Raw genomic sequence first — 16,035 nt, 5'->3', positions numbered from 1 at the left:
GGACCGAAACTGGCAGGATTTAAGCAAGGCCGGGACGCCCGTTCGAATGGTATGAAACTACATGAGTACCAGGCGAAGCAGGTCTTCGCCGACGCCGGGATTCCGACGCCGGAGTCACAGCTCGCTTCGGACGTCGACGGCGTACTAACCGCGGCGGAGGAGATCGGGTATCCGGTCGCGGTCAAGGCGCAGGTACAGGTCGGCGGCCGGGGGAAAGCCGGCGGGATCGAACTCGTCGAGAACGACGAGGAGGCCCGCGAGGCGGCCGAGTCGATCATCGGGATGGACCTCAAGGGGTACCACGTCGATCAGGTCCTCGTCGAGGAGGCGGTCGATTTCACCGACGAACTCTACGTCGGGATCACGATGGACCGCGGCGAGGGCAAACCCGTCGCGATGGTCTCGACGAAAGGCGGGGTCAACATCGAGGAGGTCGCCGAGGAGGACCCCGAGGCGATCGCCCGCGAGCACATCGATCCCTCCTTCGGGATGCACCCCTACCAGGCCCGCAAGGCCGTCTACGACGCCGGCGTCGACAAGGCCGTCGCCCGCGACGTCTCGAGCGTGCTGACGACGCTCTACCAGCTCTGGGACGACCGCGACGGCGCCGACGCCGAGATCAACCCGCTGATGGTCACGAGCGACGACGAGGTCATCGCGGCCGACGCCGTGATGAACATCGACGAGGACGCGCTGTTCCGCCAGCCCGAGCTCGCCGAGATGGAAGCCGAGGCCGCAAGCGGCGGCGACGAACTCGAGCAGAAGGCCGACGAGTACGACTTCGACTACGTCCGGCTGGAGGGTAACACGGGGATCATCGGCAACGGCGCCGGCCTCGTGATGACCACGCTCGACCTGGTCGACCACTACGGCGGCGAGCCCGCGAACTTCCTGGACGTCGGCGGCGGCGCGAAGGCCGACCGCATCGCGAACGCCCTCGATATGGTGTTCTCGGACGACAACGTCGATTCGGTCGTCTTCAACATCTTCGGCGGGATCACCCGCGGCGACGAGGTCGCCAAGGGGATCAACGAGGCCTTAGAGCAGTTCGACGAGATTCCCAAGCCCGTGGTCGTTCGACTCGCGGGGACGAACTGGGAGGAAGGCATGGAGATTCTCAACGAGGACCTCGTGACGGTCGAACAGACCCTCGAGGACGCGGTCCAGCGTGCCGTCGAGTACGCTGAGGAGGGACAAGCATGAGTGTACTAGTCGACGACGACACGCGCGTCGTGGTACAGGGCATCACCGGCGGGGAGGGCAAGTTCCACGCCGAGCAGATGATGGAGTACGGCACGAACGTCGTCGCGGGCGCCGTCCCCGGCAAGGGCGGCCAGGAGGCCGCCGGCGTCCCGGTGTACGACACGGTCCACGAGGCCGTCGAGGAGGAAGACGCCGACACCTCGGTCATCTTCGTCCCGCCGGCCTTCGCCGGCGACGCGATCTTCGAGTCCCTCGACAGCGGCCTCGAGCTCGCGGTCGCGATCACGGAGGGCATTCCGACTCAGGACATGGCCCGGGTCAACAAGCGCCTCACCGAGACCGACACGCGACTCATCGGTCCGAACTGTCCGGGGCTCATCACGCCGGGCGAGGCCAAACTCGGCATCCTGCCCGGGAACATCTTCTCGGAGGGTAACGTCGGGCTGGTCTCCCGTTCCGGGACGCTGACCTACCAGGTCGTCGACAACCTCACAAACCGCGGGCTCGGCCAGAGCACCGCCATCGGCATCGGCGGCGACCCGATCATCGGCACCGACTTCGTCGACGCCCTCGAGCTGTTCGAGGACGATCCCGAAACCGACGCCATCGTCATGTGCGGCGAGATCGGCGGCGAGGACGAGGAGGAGGCCGCCGCCTTCATCGACGACTACGTCGACACGCCCGTCGCCGGCTTCATCGCCGGCCGCACGGCCCCGCCGGGCAAGCGCATGGGCCACGCCGGCGCGATCGTCTCCGGTTCGGGGACCGGCACCGCCGAGAGCAAGATCTCGGCGCTGAACGACGCGGGCGTCCCCGTCGGCGACACCCCCGAGGAGGTCGCCGACCACATCGAGGAGTTCCTCGCTTAACTCCTCGAGTCGTCACGAGCACCCGCGACGCAACGAGCCACCCCACCGAACGGACGACGAGAGGTTCGGGGTTGGTACGAGCGCTTCTTCTCGCGTTTCTCGTGGTGATAGCGGTCGAATCGCAGCCGAGTTCGCACAAAGTTGAACATCCGGATGGCAACAAGGCTTATTACAGTACGGACCCACGTCGCTACTACGGTGGTGATGACAACGAATACCACGACAACGACGCGCACTGAATACAGCGATATCCTCACAGTGGGTTCCTGAGACTCACACTGCGTCGAGCCGCGGTTTCATCGCTCGCGAGTCGACGTTCCTTCTACCGCACGTAGTTCTCCCGAGCGGCCGCACGACCGAGCGCCGCGTCGGTTCGGCCGCACGTTCATCCGGCTGGAGGTCGTCCGTTCGCGCGTGTCGGTCGATCTCGAGTGCGAGAACTGCGGGCACCGCCATACGATCCCGGACCGACCCGACGATCCCGACGGCGGCGGAACGGTCTGTCCGGCCTGCGGCGCGAAGCCGTTCGTCGTCCGACGGGGCGACCTCGGCTGGCATCCCGACCCCTGAACGGTCGCACGTGGATCGGCGAGCGGGTCGAATCTGACCCCGTTAACCGTGCGGTACGGCAAACGGGGGAGACACTGACCACCTGTTCGCGTCCGAGACCGACGAGTCCGATACCGGTTTCGGGGATCACGGTTCGTGAATTACTCCCCAACCGTTATATATCCGTCAACCACCTCTACGAATGTGGTTTACGAGACAGGCAATCCGACGGTCGACGACGCCCTCGAGCGAGTGGGGTCCGGCGAGCGCCTCGATCGCACCGACGGCCTCGCGTTGCTCGCCCAGCCGGTCGAACCGCTCGCCGAAGCCGGCGCGGCCGTTCGCGACCGCTTCGGCGACGGGACGGTCGATGCGTGTTCGATCGTCAACGCGAAGGCCGGCAACTGCGCCGAGGACTGCGGCTTCTGTGCCCAGTCGGTTCACTTCGACACCGGGGTCGACACCTACGACTTTCTCGGTCCCGAGGAGGTCCTCGAGGCCGCCGAGCGAGCCGAACGCGACGGCGCCCAGCGGTTCGGGATCGTCGTCGCCGAGAAGGGCGTCTCGAGAAACCACCGCCCCGAAGAGTGGGCCGAGGTGCTCGAGTCGATCCGGCTCGTCCGCGACGAGTGCGACCTCGAGGTCGACGCTTCGCTCGGCATCCTCACCGAACGGGAGGCCGCGATCCTCGCCGAGGAGGGAATCGAGCACTACAACCACAACATCGAGACCTCGCCGCGGTACTTCCCCGAGATCGTCGACACGCACAGCTTCGAGGACAGGGTGGAGACCCTCGAGATCGCCAAAGCGGCCGGGATGGACCTCTGTGCGGGTGTCATCCTCGGGATGGGCGAGACCCCGACCGACCGGGTCGAGGCCGCCGTCGCCCTGCAGGAGATCGGGGTCTCCTCGCTCCCGATGAACGTGCTCAACCCGGTCGAGGGAACACCCCTCGCCGAGCGAAACGTCGAGATCACGACCGCGGAGATCGTCAAGACCGTGGCGGTGTACAGGCTGCTCCACCCCGACGCGCGGGTGCGCCTGACCGGCGGGCGCGAGGTCAACCTCGCACCCGAGGAACAGCACCTGCCGCTGGAGGCGGGCGCCGACGGCCTGCTGACGGGCGACTACCTCACCACGGAGGGCCAGTCGCCCGGCGAGGACTTAGCGATCGTCGAACGGGCCGGCCTCGAGCCCAACCGCGAGGTCAACGAGTTCGACCCCGAGGCGGTCAAGGCCCGTTACGAGGGGTCGACGGACTCGACGAGAAGCGAGGGCGCGGGCGACTCGAGCCCGAGCGCGGGCGCGGAACCGAACGACGACTGACGACCAGCGAACCGACGAGAACACACTCATGGAGGAAACGACGTTTGCGGTACTCGGAACCGGCGGTATCGGACGACGAACGCTCGAAGTGAGCCGGCACAAGGAGGGGCTCACGCCCGTCGCGGCCTGCGATCGCCACGGCACCGCGATCGATTTCGACGGGCTGGACGTCGACGAACTGCTGGCGGCGACGGAGGGAAACATCGACAGCGATCCCGGCGACGTCGCGACGGACGGCGGCGCAGCGACCGCCGACGGCGAGGGGGTCAAACAGCACGGCGAGGACAGGGGAGTGGTCGCCTCCGAACAGGCCCGACCCAGCGACGACCCCATCCGGGATGTCATCGATCGCGGCGAGAGGATCGATGCGGTCCTGCTGGCGCTGCCGAACTACGAACACGACTTCATCCCCCGCGTCGCGGACCGATTCCTCGAGGGCGGCTACGACGGCGTGCTGGTCGACGTCCTGAAGCGCTCCCGCGTGATCGGTATGCTCGACGACCGCGAGGAGGCGCTCGAGGAGGCGGGGATCACCTTCGTCTGTGGCGCCGGCGCGACGCCGGGGCTGCTGACGGGCGCGGCCGCGCTCGCGGCCCAGTCGTTCATCGAGATCGAATCGGTGGAGATCCGGTGGGGCGTCGGCCTCGAGTCGGGGTACGAGGACAACCGCGGCACGGTCCGCGAGGACATCGCCCACCTGCCCGACTACGACATCGAGACCGCGCGCGGCCTCTCCGCGGCAGAGATCGAAGCGATCGTCGACGACCACGACGGCGTCATCGAGTTCGAGGACATGGAACACGCCGACGACGTGTTGCTCGAGCGCGCGGGCGTCTGCGACGCCGAGGACGTCACGGTCGGCGGGCTCCTCGACGTCCGCAGCGACGAGAAGCCGACCACGACGACCGTCTCCGTGACCGGAACGACCTTCGACGGCGAGCGGGGGACGAACACGTTTCGGCTCGACGACGCGACGAGCATGGCGGCGAACGTCAACGGCCCCGCGCTCGGGTACCTGCGAGCCGGCGTCCGCCGCAACCGCGCCGGCGAGTACGGGGTCGTCGGTCCCGCGGAGCTGATGCCGCGGTTCTGAGGGCGCCTCGAGGCGTCTCCCGAGCGTCGATCGCGCCTCGGTGCGAACCGTGACAGTCAAACCACCCGAATGACTCCCTTTACTCGAATGGAAGACCGCGGGTTCGACCTCGAGGGTCGGCTCGACGCCCTCGTCGAGAACGACCTGAAACGATCGCTCACACCCGCCGATCGGGTCGCGGAGCGGGGGTACTTCGCGGCGCCGTCGGGGGGCGAGCTCCCGGTGCTCGACGCCGAGGAGGCGCTCGTGTTCGCGTCGAACAACTACCTCGGGCTCACCGCCGACCAGCGGGTGCAGGACGCGGCCCGCCAGGCCGGCGCGACCGTCGGAACGGGCGCCGGAGCGAGCCGTCTGGTCACCGGCGACACGCTGGTCCACCGGGATCTCGAGCGGCTGCTCGCCGAGACCAAGGGGACCGACCGCGCGCTCGCGTTCTCCTCGGGCTACGCCGCCAACGTGGGGACGATCACGGCCCTCGAGCCGGACGTGATCTTCTCCGACGAGCGCAACCACGCGAGCATCGTCGACGGCTGCAGGCTCTCGGGGGCCGAGACGGTCGTCTACGACCACTGTGACGCCGCGAGCCTTCGGGCCGCGCTGGCGGAGCGAGCCGAGCGCGCGGACTCCGAGGCCGAATCGTGGCTGATCGTCACCGATACCGTCTTCAGTATGGACGGCACCGTCGCCCCGCTGGGCTCGATCTGCGAGGTCGCCGAGGAGTTCGGGGCCTGGGTGATGGTCGACGAGGCCCACGCGACGGGGCTGTACGCCGACGGCGGCGGGATCGTCCAGGCGGAGGGACTCGAGGATCGGGTCCACGTCCAGCTGGGCACGCTCTCGAAGGCGCTGGCGAGCCAGGGCGGGTACGTCGCGGGCAGCGACGCGCTCGTCGAACTGCTGGTCAACGAGGCCCGGCCGTTCGTTTTCTCGACGGGACTCACACCGATGGCGGCCGCGGCCGCCAGCGAGGCCTTACACCTCGCCCGTCACGGCGACGCCCGCGAACGGCTCTGGGAGAACGTCGCCCACCTCCGGGACGGGTTCGAGTCGATGGGGTTCGAGGTGCCCGGCGAGTCCCAGATCCTGCCGATCGTGGTCGGCGACCGCGATGACGCGCTGGCGCTCGAGGCCGGGGTCCGTGACCGGAACGTGATCGCGCCGGCGATCCGACCGCCGACGGTTCCCGAGGGGACCTGCCGAATCCGGGTCGCGCCGACCGCGGCCCACGATCGGGACGACGTCGTCACTTGCCTCGAGGCGTTCCAGGCGGCCGGGACGGAGGTCGGACTCCTGTGAGCGACACGGTCGCCGTCGTCGGCACCGACACCGGGGTCGGTAAGACCGCCGTCGCGGCCGCGATCACCGACTGGTTTCGAGAGCGGGGGACCGACGCCCGAGCGATCAAGCCCGCACAGACGGGCCACCCGCCGGACGACGACGCCGCGTTCGTCGCCGACGCCTGCGGGACCGACGACGCGGCGATCTGCCTGCGCTACCTCGAGGAGCCCCTGGCCCCCCGGGTTGCGGGCGAACGGGCGGACGAGCCCCTCGAGTACGAGGCCCTGCTCGAGGACTGTCGACGCGAGCGCGAGCGGGCGCCCGTCTCGGTTCTCGAGGGGATCGGCGGCGTCCGCGTCCCGCTGGCCGGCGACCGCGAGGTGCTCGACCTGGTCGCCGACCTCGCCGCGACCGCGGTCGTCGTCGCGCGCTCGGGCCTGGGAACGCTGAACCATACGGCTCTCACCGTCGCCGCCCTCGAGCGACGCGGGGTCGACGTCCTCGGAATCGTCTGCAACGAGTACGAGGGAGCGTCGGTCGCCGAGCGAACGAACCCCGCCGAACTCGAGCGCCTGACCGGACGGCCCGTCGAGACGGTGCCCTCGCTCTCGGCTTCGAATCCGGGGACGCTCGCAACCGGCGTTCGCGAGGCGCTCTCGCCGGCGTTCTACGCTCGACTCGCGGACCGCGAATAAAAGGGTGTTACAGCGGCGGCGCTCGCCGCTCGCCCTCGAGTACTGGGTCGTCGCTTCCCGTCGACTCGACGAGATGGGAAACGATCTCGGACTTGCGATGTTTGACCTCGAGGTGCACCCGGAGCTCCCGTCGCCGCTCGTAGTCGTTCGAACAAAGCGGGCAGTCGTACTCGGTCATTAGTCTCCACTCACCGGGAGTGGGTGTCCACACTGACCGTAGTAATAGTGTCGGTCGGTCTGTAACTAGACATGTCTGCGAGGAGATCGAATCGCGGCTACATGAAATCCGAGAGCCCGGACTGGTCGTCGTCGGGTTCGTCGTCGGTCCCGTCCGGGTCGGCGTCCGACGACTCCGAGTCGGCGGCGACGGCCTCGAGCGACTGCTGGTCGTCTCCGTCCCCACCGTCCTCGTCGTCGGTCGACTCGCCCCCGAAGAACGCGGAGCCGGAGTGTTCGACCGTCCGTTCCTCGCGCCGTTCGGCGGCGTCCGCGACGATCGATTCGACCTTGTTGGTGGTCTTCCCACTGCCGGTGATAAACGAGACCTCGCCCTCGTCGAGTTCGTACGTGGCAGCCATCCGCACCGTCAGCTCGCGGTTCTTGCAGTGGTGGGTCATCGCCGAGAGGAAGGGCAGAATCTCCCGGCGCGCGGTGGCGACGCTGGTGCCCTCGCGCTCGGCGATGCGTTCTGCGATGGCGTCGCGGGTGTTTCTGGTCCCCTTGGTACGGCCGAGCTTCGACCAGTAGCTCGGTGGTCCGTACCGAGTCCAGCCGCCTTTCGGTTCGCGGCGGGAGGCCGCGACCCCCGCGGTCATGTTGTCGGTCGCGTACCGCCAGAACGAGTAGTCCTGCGTGGCCCGCACCCGGCCGAGCCAGCGGTCGGCGTTCGCGAGGAAGCCGTAGGCGTCGGCCAGCTCCGCGCCGCGGTAGTCCTTCGGGACGTTGTCCTCGATCCAGTTCAGCAGGTCGTCGGGGGTCTCGTCGACGTCGTAGGAGGCGTACAGCGCCCCCCGGGCGTCCTCCTCCTTGATCAGCGCGTCCAGGAAGTCGAAGATCCCCTCGGTCGTATCGCGCTCGCCCGTGACGACGTCCTCGACGGTCAGCCGTTCGGCCTCCTCGGCGACGGCCTGCAGGTCGTTGACCGCCGAGCGGAGGTCCCCGCTCGTGTCCTCGGCGATCTTCTCCAAGGCCTCCTCCTCGAACTCGACGCCCTCGCGCCGGCAGATGTCCCGCAGGACGGGGACGATCGATCGCTTGGAGACGTCCCGGAACTCGATCGTCTCGCAGGCGTCCCGCAGCGACTGGCTCATGTCGTAGAACTCGTTTGCCACGAGGACGATCGGCTGGTTCGCGCTCTTGACGACGCGGGTGACCTCCCGGGAGCCGCCGTAGTCGGCGTTACCGTGAAAGTTATCGGCCTCGTCTAAGATCACGAGCCGTCGTCCCGACCCGCCCGCGGTGAGGGTCCCGCTCTTCGAGGCCTCGCCCGCGACCCGTTCGATCACGTCCGCGCCGCGGCTGTCGCTGGCGTTGAGCTCCATCACGGGCCAGTCCATGTCGTTGGCCAGCGCGTGGGCCGCCGAGGTTTTCCCGACCCCGGGGCTGCCGTGGACGATCACCGCCTTCCGGTGGTCGTCCCAGGTTTCGGCCCACTCCCTGAGCTGGTCGCGGGCCTTGTTGTTGCCGCGCACCTCCGACAGCGTCGTCGGGCGGTACGTCTCCGTCCAGTCGCTCATTACGACGTGGTTGGGGTGAGCCGCGTTTAGTGGTTGCGGAGCGTCACTCCTCGTCGACCGTCTTCAGGTCGAGGCGGGATGTGACGTCCTCGTACGCGTCGTCGCTCGAGACGATGGTATCGCCGTTTGATTCGACGAGGTGAAGCGCGTCGAACGGGGTGAAGCCGTGGTCTTCGACGTGCGTCGCCGCCGTAACGACCGTCTCCACGTCACCGCGGACCTCGACGAGGTTGGCGGCGTTCGAAACGACGCGTTCGGTATCACGTCCCTCCCGGTAAGCAACCATCAGCAGTTCGATGAGCGTGAACTGTGAGGTCCACAACTCGTCGCGGTGTTCCCGGTACACTAACTCGGCGGCCTCGCCGAGCCAGTCTTCGTCCTTGATGAGCGCGAGCAGAAAGTCCGTCTCGGCGTACATCTACCGTCCGGCCTCGTCGATGGCGGCTTCGCGCGCTTCTTCACGGAGTTCGTCGGCCGATTTTTCCACGTCCGCGAATTCGTCCCTGAGCGCCTCGAGCGGGTCGTCGGCGACCGGGACCAATTTGATCCCATCGGGAAGCTGAACGACGTGATATCGGTCCCCGTATCGCTCTCGAACCTCCTTCGGGAGCGTGAGACGACCGCGGTCGTCCAGCGCTACGTCGGACATATACCGGTGTACGGTGGGCAGGAGCAAAAGTATTCCCCGAGCAGAGTTCAATACCCATTGGACGCCCACTTGGCAAATGCCGTTACTTCGACGACGATACCGCGAGGACTACCGGTAAGTGCGAGCGGCTCCGCTAGCGAAGCTGTCCACTCGGAACTGGACGCAGCGTGGGACCGGATCCAGCCGGCGCAGTCGCTAACTGCCTCGAGCCCGAACCCGACCCATGAACGTCGTGATCCTCACCGTGGGGGACGAGCTGCTCGCCGGCGAGACGACGAACACCAACGCCGCGTGGTTGGCCGAGCAGCTCACCGACCGGGGGGCGACCGTCGAGCGCATCCTGACGATCCCCGACGACCGCGGGCTCATCGCAGACACCGTCGCCGACTGGAGCGATCGCTTCGACGCCGTCCTCGTCACCGGCGGGCTCGGCGGCACCCCCGACGACGTCACCCTCGAGGCCGTCGCCGAGGGACTCGACCGGGAGCTGGTCGTCCGCGAGGAGATCCGCGAGCGCCTGACCGAGAAGGCCCGGCAGTTCCGCGAGGAGAACCCCGACCTCGTCGCGGAGTACGACCTCGAGCTCGACCTCGAGGCCGCGGCCTCGCTGCCGGCGGGAGCGCGACCGATCGTCGTCGAGGAGGCCTGGGCGCCGGGCTGTGTCGTCGGGAACGTCTCGGTCTTCGCGGGGATCCCCGAGGAGATGCGGGCGATGTTCCGCGAGGTCGCCGACGAGTTCGTCGGCGAGGACGACTCCCGGACGCTGTACACGCCCGCGCCCGAGGGGTCGCTGACGGCCGTCCTCGAGGGCGCGACCGACGAGTTCGACGTCGCCGTCGGGAGCTACCCCCGCGGGGAGGATCGCCCCGGGCGGATCCGGCTCACCGGCGGGGATCCCGACGCGCTCGAGGCCGCCGCGAGCTGGATCGACGAGCGCATCGAGACGGTCGAAGCGCCCTCGACGGAGTCGACCGACTGAGACGGCGCGGGGCTCGAACGTCGACTCCGGTAGCTACTTGGGTCGACCGATCCACCCTCGCGTATGGGCGGTCGTGGACCCAAGCAGGAACTCGCCGAGAAGATCGCCGGAGAGATCACGCTGAGCGACGATCCGGGAGCGACGTTGCGCAAGTGGCGGACCGACTTCGGCGTCTCCCAGACCGACCTGGCCGACGAGCTCGAGGTGTCGTCGTCGGTGATCTCCGACTACGAGAGCGGGCGCCGGGAGAGCCCCGGAATCGGCGTCGTCGGCCGCCTCGTCGAGGGGCTGCTCGCGATCGACGAGCGACACGGGGGCGATCGGATCCGACAGTACGGCCGCGTCCTCTCGGCGGGCTTCGAGAGCGACGTCGTCTACGACCTGCGGGAGTACGCGACCTCGAAACCGCTCGCGCAGCTGTACGACGAGATCGGCGCGGCCCAGGTCGCCGCCGGCGACACCGATCGGGTCAGCGGCCACACCGTCATCGACAGCATCGGGGCGATCACGAGCCTCTCGAGCGAGGAGTTCTTCCGGCTGTACGGCCAGAGCACCAACCGGGCGTTGATCTTTACGGGCGTCACGCGGGGCGAATCTCCCCTCGTCGCCCTGCGCGTCGTCAATCCGACGCCGAACGCCGTCGTCCTCCACGGGATCGAGGAGGACGAGCTCTGGGACCACGCCGCCGACCTCGCCCGCATCGACGGCTACTCGCTCGCCGTGACGAACGAACCGCTCGAGGAGCTGCTCGATCACCTCGTCACGCTCGAGTAGGGAGTCGAGCATGACGGACGCCCGGACTCGTCGGAAGGATCGGTTGACGGCGGCGCTGATCGCCGTCTCGCTCGTGGCGCTCGCGGTCGTTTCCCTCGTCGGTTCGCCGACGCTGTGGGTGGGGTGGGCGGTACTGACCGTCGTCGCCTCGGGAGCGGCGATGGTGCGTTTCAATCGGGGCCGCGAGAACGCCGATTAGGCGATCTGGTCCTCGTACTCGTCGGCCGACAGCAGCTCCTCGAGTTCGGTCTCGTCGGCGCCCTCGATCTCGAGCATCCAGCCCTCGCCGAACGGGTCGTCGTTGACCAGTTCGGGAGAGTCGAACAGCGCCTCGTTGACCGCCAGCACCTCGCCGCCGACGGGGGCGTACAGGTCGGAGACGGCCTTGATCGACTCGACGACGCCGAACTCCTCGTCCTGGGCGACGGAGTCGCCCTCGTCGGGGAGTTCGACGAAGACGACATCGCCCAGTTCGTCCTGCGCGAAGTCGGTGATGCCGACGCGGATCCCGTCGTCGGTCGGGAGCGCCCATTCGTGCGATTCGCGATACCGTCGGTCGTCCGGAACGTTGAAGCTCATGGTTATACTGTATCGATAAACGGCGTGGTCTCGACTCTTGCTTTCTTCGACTGGCCGCGAACGACTACCCGCAGCGTCGTTCCCGGCTCCGCGTACTCGACCGGAACGTAGCCGAGTCCGATCGGCTGCTCGAGGGTCGGGCTCATCGTCCCGCTCGTGACGGTGCCGATCACCCGATCCTCGGTGTTCGTGACGTCGTAGCCGTGGCGCGGAACGCCGCGGTCGATCAGCCGGAAGCCGACGAGTCGCTCCTCGACTCCGTCTTCGTTCGCCGCGGCCAGGGCGTCCCGGCCGACGAACTCGGTGTCGAGCGCGACCGCGAACCCGATGCCCGCCTCGTAGGGGTTCCGGGGGTTCGACTCGAGATCGAACTCCTGGCCGGCGAGCAGGAGGCCGGCCTCGATCCGGAGCGTGTCGCGGGCGCCGAGCCCGCAGGGCTGACACTCGAGTCGGGACCAGACCGTCTCGGCCTCGGCCCACGGGACGACGAGTTCGAACCCGTCCTCGCCGGTGTAGCCCGTGCGGGCGGTCCAGCACTCGACGCCGTCGACCGTGACGGACGTCGCCTCGAACCGCCCGAGGTCGGTCGGCGAGCCCTCGGCGACGTCCGCGAGCAGGGCCGCGGCGTCGGGCCCCTGCAGCGCGAACATCGCGTACTCGTCGGTCCGGTTGTCGACGGTCGCCTCGAGGTCGAGGTCGTTGCGGTAGCCGATCCAGCGCTCGTGGGTCGCCTCGTCGGTGCCCGCGTTTGGGACGAAGAGGTAGGTCGGCTCTCCCCCCTCGTCGGGCAGGCGGTAGACGACCGTGTCGTCGACGATCGCGCCCTCTTCGTCGGTGATCGCGGCGTACTGGGCGTCGCCGACCGCGAGGCGGCTCACGTCGTTGGTCGTGAGCCGCTGCATCAGCGTCGCGGCGTCGGGACCGGTGACGTGGATCTGACCCATGTGGGAGACGTCGAAGACGCCGGCCGCCTCGCGGACAGCTCGGTGTTCCGTCTGGATCGAGTCGAACTCCACGGGCATGTCCCAGCCACCGAACTCCGTAAACTTCGCCCCACGCTCGGCGTGGATCCCACGTAACGGCGGCGTCTGAAGCGGCATAGTCGGCTCCACACTCCGGGAGTAGTAATGTCTTTTCGTCGGCCGATCGTCCCGCGGGAAACGGCGGCGGTCGTCTCCCCCCGGAGTTCCGACGCGTTCGCCGCGAGAACCGCGCCGGAGGCGGACGGCTCCGCGTCGAACCGTTTCGTCACACCTTTTTTCCGGATCCGCGAATCGAGGGTATGTTCGACCGCCTGCGAGCCCGGTTTACGGCCGGATCCGACGGACCGACGGTCGGCCTCTTCGTCGACGGGCCGAACGTCCTTCGCGACGAGTTCGACGTGGACCTGGACGACCTCCGGACCGCCGCCGCGGACCTCGGCAGGGTCGGAGTCATCCGGCTGTACCTCGACGAGCACGCCACGCCCGGCCTCATTCAGGCCGCGGAGGCCCGCGGCTTCGAGGTGATCGTCACCAGCGGCGACGTCGACGTCAAACTCGCCGTCGACGCCACCGCGCTGGTCGGCGAGGGCGCGATCGATCGGCTGGCGATCGCCTCTCGAGACACCGACTTCAAGCCCGTCCTCGAGCACGCGGGCCGAACCGGCGTCGAGACGATCGCCATCGCTCCGGGAAGCTACGGCCGTTCGGACGCGCTGCGAAACGCCGCCGACGAGGCGGTGACCCTCGAGGAGTAGCGGCCCTCGGCAGTGCGGGCCGGCTGCCTCGAGCGATCCGAGTCGGTGACTTTTCACTCGTCCCGCACCCACCGTCGGGTATGATCGACGACGATCGGCCGGTGCTGGACGATCACCTCCACCTCGATCCGGACAACAACCGCGGGATCGACGCCGTGCGCGATTTCGTCCGCGTCGGCGGCACCCACATGCTCGTGGTGAACAAACCCTCCTGGCACCTCGGCGTCGAGGCCGACGCCGGCGAGGACTTCCGTCCCGTCTTCGAGCGCACCCTCGAGATCGTCGAGGCGGCCTCGGCGGAGCTCCCGGGACGGGCCTGGCCCGTCCTCGGGGTTCACCCGGGACTGATCTCGCGGCTCGTCGACGAGCGCGGGTACGCCCCCGCGGAGGCTCGCGAGATCATGCGGGGCGGGATCGACGTCGCCGCGGAGTACGTCGAGAGCGGCGACGCGCTGGCGTTGAAATCCGGTCGGCCCCATTACGCAGTCGACGACGACGTCTGGGCGGCATCGAACGCCGTGATGCGCCGGGCCTTCGAGCGCGGGGCGGACCTCGACTGCGCCGTCCAGCTCCACGCCGAATCGAGCGAGGATCTGACCGAGGTCGCCGGGTGGGCCGAGGACGCCGGTCTTCCCGCCCATAAGGTGGTCAAACACTACGCGAGCGGGCGCCTCGAGGGCCCGGTCCCGAGCGTCATCTGCGACAAGGACGAACTCGAGCGGGCGGCCGAGCGCGGCGACCCGTTCCTGATGGAGACCGACTACATCGACGATCCCGACCGTCCCGGCGCCGTGCTGGGACCGAAGACGGTCCCCCGTCGGGTCGCCTGGCTGCTCGAGGAGGGGTACGACGAGGCCGTCCGGAACGCCCACGTCGAGACCCCCGAGCGCGTCTACGGCATCGACACCGAATCGACGCTCGAGAGCGCCTGAGGCGGGCGTCTGTGGACAGTCGTCGCGGAATACAGGTAGAGAAAGGCATTTCAAGCGGCCGGTGTAGGTGTCTGTATGAGCAATCCCCCCACCGAGTACTACTCGGCGGAACGCTGGCAGAACTGGATCGATCGCATCAAAGACGAGGAGATCGATCCGGAGGACGAGGACTCGGCGCGGCTGCTGCTCAATCTGCAGGACGACACCGCGATCGCGATCGCGAAGATCGTCTCGGACTACGACGACGGCGAACTCGAGCAGGAGGCGGCCCTGTCCGAGATCGAGGACGTCCGGGAGGTCGTCCTCGGCGAGGTCGACATCGAGGACGAGGAGAAGCTGATCCTCGTCGACGGCGTCCAGACGAGTCTGGTCTGTGTCTTTTTCGCCGCCGAGGAGTACGTCGCCAGCGGCCCCGCCGAAGAGGGAAGCGTCGCCGACTACCTCGACGCGGCCGCGAACGCCGAGGCCGAGGAGGACCTCGACGCGGCGCTGGGGTACGCCGCCCGGGCCGGCACGCTTGTCATCGACGACGAGGAACTCGACATGAGCGTCGCCGAGGAGCTCGAGTACGGGCTGGTCACCGAGTGGATCAACGGGCTGGACAGCCTCCAGAGCGCGATGAGCGACCCCGAGGTCGTCGAGGAAGACGAGGACTGATTCTCGCCGCGGGTTCGGTTCGACAGCCGACGAGCGATTCGTCTCGCCGTCCGCCGCTCGAGCCGACCGGACCGTCGGTCGCCGCCCCCGGAGCGACTCGTATCGTCGACGCCGAGTACGACGTTCGTCGAAGTGGGGAACGACAATATCATATAGATCGGACAATATTCGCCTACCATGGCCACAGTCGGTATCGACGCCGTCGAGATCTGGACCGGGAACCTCAAACTCGACCTCCCCGGCACCTTCGCCCCCCAGAAGGGCGAGGAACCGGAGAAGTACACGAAGGGACTGGGACTCAACGCCAGTTCGTTCCCCGACAGCTACGAGGACATCGTCACGATGGCGGCCAACGCCGCCCACCGGCTGATGGAGCGCAAGGGCCTCGAGCCCGACGATATCGGTCGCATCGACGTCGCGACCGAGAGCGCCTTCGACAACTCGAAACCGGTCTCGACGTACGTCGCCGGCTGCCTCGAGCAGGTCTACGACGAGGACTTCCACCACGCCAACAAGGGCGAGCGGAAGTTCGCCTGCATCGCCGGCACGCAGAGCTTGGACGACGCCTACAACTGGATCCGCGCGGGTCGCAACCGCGGTCGCGGCGCGCTCGTGATCGCGACTGACACGGCCCTCTACGCCCGCGGCGACGCCGGGGAGGCGACCCAGGGCGCCGGGGCCGTCGCGATGTATATCGCCGAGGACCCCGACCTGGTCGAGCTCTCGCCCGAGCAGGGGTACGGGAGCGCCGACGAGACCGACTTCCTCAAGCCCAACCAGCAGTTCCCCTCCGTCGACGGGAAGCGGTCGGTGCAGGTCTACCTCGCCCGGATGCGCGAGGCCTTACAGGACTTCGAGAGCGTCGCGGGCGACGTCCACCCCGACGACGTCGCCTTTATCCCGTTCCACACCCCGTTCCCGGGGATGGTCCGCAAGGCGGGCCTGCTGGGCTACCGCTACGTCACGCGGGATACGGCC

Annotated in this window: 19 protein-coding genes and 1 pseudogene; 14 read left to right on the top strand and 6 right to left on the bottom strand. The window is 68.2% G+C overall.

The window, feature by feature from the left end:
* Window positions 1–51: 51 nt before the first annotated feature.
* From sucC to bioD, 7 genes are all read left to right on the top strand, one after another.
* Window positions 52–1,203, top strand: a complete 1,152-nt coding sequence (gene sucC, locus C492_RS14010) for an ADP-forming succinate--CoA ligase subunit beta (RefSeq protein WP_008424670.1) — start codon at window positions 52–54, stop codon at window positions 1,201–1,203.
* Entirely contained in the window at window positions 1,200–2,072 is an 873-nt protein-coding gene (gene sucD, locus C492_RS14005) for a succinate--CoA ligase subunit alpha (protein ID WP_008424669.1), read from the top strand. The genes sucC and sucD overlap by 4 nt, the downstream gene beginning before the upstream one ends.
* A 414-nt stretch (window positions 2,073–2,486) precedes the next feature.
* Window positions 2,487–2,642: a hypothetical protein gene (locus tag C492_RS24685; RefSeq protein ID WP_008424668.1), complete on the top strand. Its 156-nt coding sequence runs from the start codon at window positions 2,487–2,489 to the stop codon at window positions 2,640–2,642.
* A gap of 183 nt (window positions 2,643–2,825) precedes the next feature.
* Window positions 2,826–3,947: a biotin synthase BioB gene (gene bioB / locus C492_RS14000; RefSeq protein WP_008424667.1), complete on the top strand. Its 1,122-nt coding sequence runs from the start codon at window positions 2,826–2,828 to the stop codon at window positions 3,945–3,947.
* A 28-nt stretch (window positions 3,948–3,975) separates the two neighbouring features.
* Entirely contained in the window at window positions 3,976–5,040 is a 1,065-nt protein-coding gene (locus C492_RS13995; RefSeq protein WP_008424666.1) for a hypothetical protein, read from the top strand.
* Window positions 5,041–5,127: 87 nt separating this feature from the next.
* Window positions 5,128–6,336, top strand: coding sequence for an aminotransferase class I/II-fold pyridoxal phosphate-dependent enzyme (locus C492_RS13990; protein WP_008424665.1), 1,209 nt, complete (start codon window positions 5,128–5,130; stop codon window positions 6,334–6,336).
* On the top strand, window positions 6,333–7,013 hold the full coding sequence (bioD, locus tag C492_RS13985) for a dethiobiotin synthase (RefSeq protein WP_008424664.1): 681 nt from the start codon (window positions 6,333–6,335) through the stop codon (window positions 7,011–7,013). Before C492_RS13990 ends, bioD begins: the two co-directional genes overlap by 4 nt.
* Before the next feature lie 7 nt (window positions 7,014–7,020).
* Here bioD and C492_RS24680 read toward each other — a convergent pair whose 3' ends face one another.
* The 4 genes from C492_RS24680 to C492_RS13970 all read right to left on the bottom strand — a co-directional run bounded on the left by C492_RS24680 (window position 7,021) and on the right by C492_RS13970 (window position 9,398).
* Window positions 7,021–7,191 (bottom strand): hypothetical protein, encoded by a 171-nt coding sequence (locus tag C492_RS24680; RefSeq protein WP_008424663.1) that lies wholly within the window; start codon window positions 7,189–7,191, stop codon window positions 7,021–7,023.
* 97 nt (window positions 7,192–7,288) lie between these two features.
* Window positions 7,289–8,749 carry a replication factor C large subunit gene (locus tag C492_RS13980; RefSeq protein WP_008424662.1) on the bottom strand — a complete coding sequence of 487 codons (1,461 nt, stop codon included), beginning with the start codon at window positions 8,747–8,749 and terminating at the stop codon, window positions 7,289–7,291.
* Between the two features lie 43 nt (window positions 8,750–8,792).
* Entirely contained in the window at window positions 8,793–9,167 is a 375-nt protein-coding gene (locus C492_RS13975) for a type II toxin-antitoxin system VapC family toxin (protein ID WP_008424661.1), read from the bottom strand.
* A complete protein-coding gene (locus tag C492_RS13970) occupies window positions 9,168–9,398 on the bottom strand; it encodes an AbrB/MazE/SpoVT family DNA-binding domain-containing protein (RefSeq protein ID WP_008424660.1) in 231 nt (76 codons plus the stop codon).
* Window positions 9,399–9,621: 223 nt separating this feature from the next.
* Here C492_RS13970 and C492_RS13965 point away from each other — a divergent pair, with 223 nt between their 5' ends.
* From C492_RS13965 to C492_RS13955, 3 genes are all read left to right on the top strand, one after another.
* A complete protein-coding gene (locus C492_RS13965) occupies window positions 9,622–10,377 on the top strand; it encodes a competence/damage-inducible protein A (protein ID WP_008424659.1) in 756 nt (251 codons plus the stop codon).
* Window positions 10,378–10,440: 63 nt separating this feature from the next.
* Window positions 10,441–11,151, top strand: a complete 711-nt coding sequence (locus tag C492_RS13960) for a helix-turn-helix domain-containing protein (protein ID WP_008424658.1) — start codon at window positions 10,441–10,443, stop codon at window positions 11,149–11,151.
* 10 nt (window positions 11,152–11,161) lie between these two features.
* The gene (locus C492_RS13955) at window positions 11,162–11,350 is read left to right on the top strand and encodes a hypothetical protein (RefSeq protein ID WP_008424656.1); all 189 of its coding nucleotides are present in this window, start codon (window positions 11,162–11,164) and stop codon (window positions 11,348–11,350) included.
* On the opposite strand, the gene gcvH is transcribed toward C492_RS13955, so the two are convergent.
* Window positions 11,347–11,730 carry a glycine cleavage system protein GcvH gene (gene gcvH / locus C492_RS13950; RefSeq protein WP_008424654.1) on the bottom strand — a complete coding sequence of 128 codons (384 nt, stop codon included), beginning with the start codon at window positions 11,728–11,730 and terminating at the stop codon, window positions 11,347–11,349. The two genes, C492_RS13955 and gcvH, sit on opposite strands and share 4 nt — an antisense overlap.
* A 2-nt stretch (window positions 11,731–11,732) precedes the next feature.
* Window positions 11,733–12,830 (bottom strand): glycine cleavage system aminomethyltransferase GcvT, encoded by a 1,098-nt coding sequence (gene gcvT, locus C492_RS13945; RefSeq protein WP_008424652.1) that lies wholly within the window; start codon window positions 12,828–12,830, stop codon window positions 11,733–11,735.
* A gap of 182 nt (window positions 12,831–13,012) precedes the next feature.
* Between gcvT and C492_RS13940 the strand changes: the two genes are divergently transcribed.
* The 4 genes and pseudogenes from C492_RS13940 to C492_RS13925 form a co-directional block, all read left to right on the top strand.
* Window positions 13,013–13,468 carry an NYN domain-containing protein gene (locus C492_RS13940; RefSeq protein ID WP_008424651.1) on the top strand — a complete coding sequence of 152 codons (456 nt, stop codon included), beginning with the start codon at window positions 13,013–13,015 and terminating at the stop codon, window positions 13,466–13,468.
* A gap of 80 nt (window positions 13,469–13,548) precedes the next feature.
* Window positions 13,549–14,400 carry a TatD family hydrolase gene (locus C492_RS13935; RefSeq protein ID WP_008424649.1) on the top strand — a complete coding sequence of 284 codons (852 nt, stop codon included), beginning with the start codon at window positions 13,549–13,551 and terminating at the stop codon, window positions 14,398–14,400.
* A gap of 75 nt (window positions 14,401–14,475) precedes the next feature.
* Window positions 14,476–15,057 (top strand): DUF2150 family protein, encoded by a 582-nt coding sequence (locus tag C492_RS13930; RefSeq protein ID WP_008424647.1) that lies wholly within the window; start codon window positions 14,476–14,478, stop codon window positions 15,055–15,057.
* Window positions 15,058–15,234: 177 nt separating this feature from the next.
* Window positions 15,235–16,035 (top strand): annotated as a pseudogene (locus C492_RS13925) (hydroxymethylglutaryl-CoA synthase family protein); the annotation flags it as partial.

Origin of the sequence: Natronococcus jeotgali DSM 18795 (genome assembly GCF_000337695.1) — an archaeon.
GTDB classification, from domain to species: domain Archaea; phylum Halobacteriota; class Halobacteria; order Halobacteriales; family Natrialbaceae; genus Natronococcus; species Natronococcus jeotgali.
The sequence above is the reverse complement of the archived record's forward strand: the minus strand, read 5'-3'. Positions and strand labels throughout refer to the sequence as shown.

What these genes read in the sequence shown, in the direction of transcription:
- sucC (WP_008424670.1), top strand. Translation starts at nt 52, where the DNA reads ATGAAACTACATGAGTACCAGGCGAAGCAGGTCTTCGCCGACGCCGGG.
- sucD (WP_008424669.1), top strand. Translation starts at nt 1,200, where the DNA reads ATGAGTGTACTAGTCGACGACGACACGCGCGTCGTGGTACAGGGCATC.
- C492_RS13955 (WP_008424656.1), top strand. Translation starts at nt 11,162, where the DNA reads ATGACGGACGCCCGGACTCGTCGGAAGGATCGGTTGACGGCGGCGCTG.
- C492_RS13940 (WP_008424651.1), top strand. Translation starts at nt 13,013, where the DNA reads ATGTTCGACCGCCTGCGAGCCCGGTTTACGGCCGGATCCGACGGACCG.
- C492_RS13975 (WP_008424661.1), bottom strand. Translation starts at nt 9,167, where the DNA reads ATGTACGCCGAGACGGACTTTCTGCTCGCGCTCATCAAGGACGAAGAC.
- C492_RS13960 (WP_008424658.1), top strand. Translation starts at nt 10,441, where the DNA reads ATGGGCGGTCGTGGACCCAAGCAGGAACTCGCCGAGAAGATCGCCGGA.
- gcvH (WP_008424654.1), bottom strand. Translation starts at nt 11,730, where the DNA reads ATGAGCTTCAACGTTCCGGACGACCGACGGTATCGCGAATCGCACGAA.
- C492_RS13935 (WP_008424649.1), top strand. Translation starts at nt 13,549, where the DNA reads ATGATCGACGACGATCGGCCGGTGCTGGACGATCACCTCCACCTCGAT.
- C492_RS24680 (WP_008424663.1), bottom strand. Translation starts at nt 7,191, where the DNA reads ATGACCGAGTACGACTGCCCGCTTTGTTCGAACGACTACGAGCGGCGA.
- C492_RS13990 (WP_008424665.1), top strand. Translation starts at nt 5,128, where the DNA reads ATGGAAGACCGCGGGTTCGACCTCGAGGGTCGGCTCGACGCCCTCGTC.
- C492_RS13965 (WP_008424659.1), top strand. Translation starts at nt 9,622, where the DNA reads ATGAACGTCGTGATCCTCACCGTGGGGGACGAGCTGCTCGCCGGCGAG.
- C492_RS13970 (WP_008424660.1), bottom strand. Translation starts at nt 9,398, where the DNA reads ATGTCCGACGTAGCGCTGGACGACCGCGGTCGTCTCACGCTCCCGAAG.
- C492_RS13930 (WP_008424647.1), top strand. Translation starts at nt 14,476, where the DNA reads ATGAGCAATCCCCCCACCGAGTACTACTCGGCGGAACGCTGGCAGAAC.
- C492_RS13995 (WP_008424666.1), top strand. Translation starts at nt 3,976, where the DNA reads ATGGAGGAAACGACGTTTGCGGTACTCGGAACCGGCGGTATCGGACGA.
- gcvT (WP_008424652.1), bottom strand. Translation starts at nt 12,830, where the DNA reads ATGCCGCTTCAGACGCCGCCGTTACGTGGGATCCACGCCGAGCGTGGG.
- C492_RS13980 (WP_008424662.1), bottom strand. Translation starts at nt 8,749, where the DNA reads ATGAGCGACTGGACGGAGACGTACCGCCCGACGACGCTGTCGGAGGTG.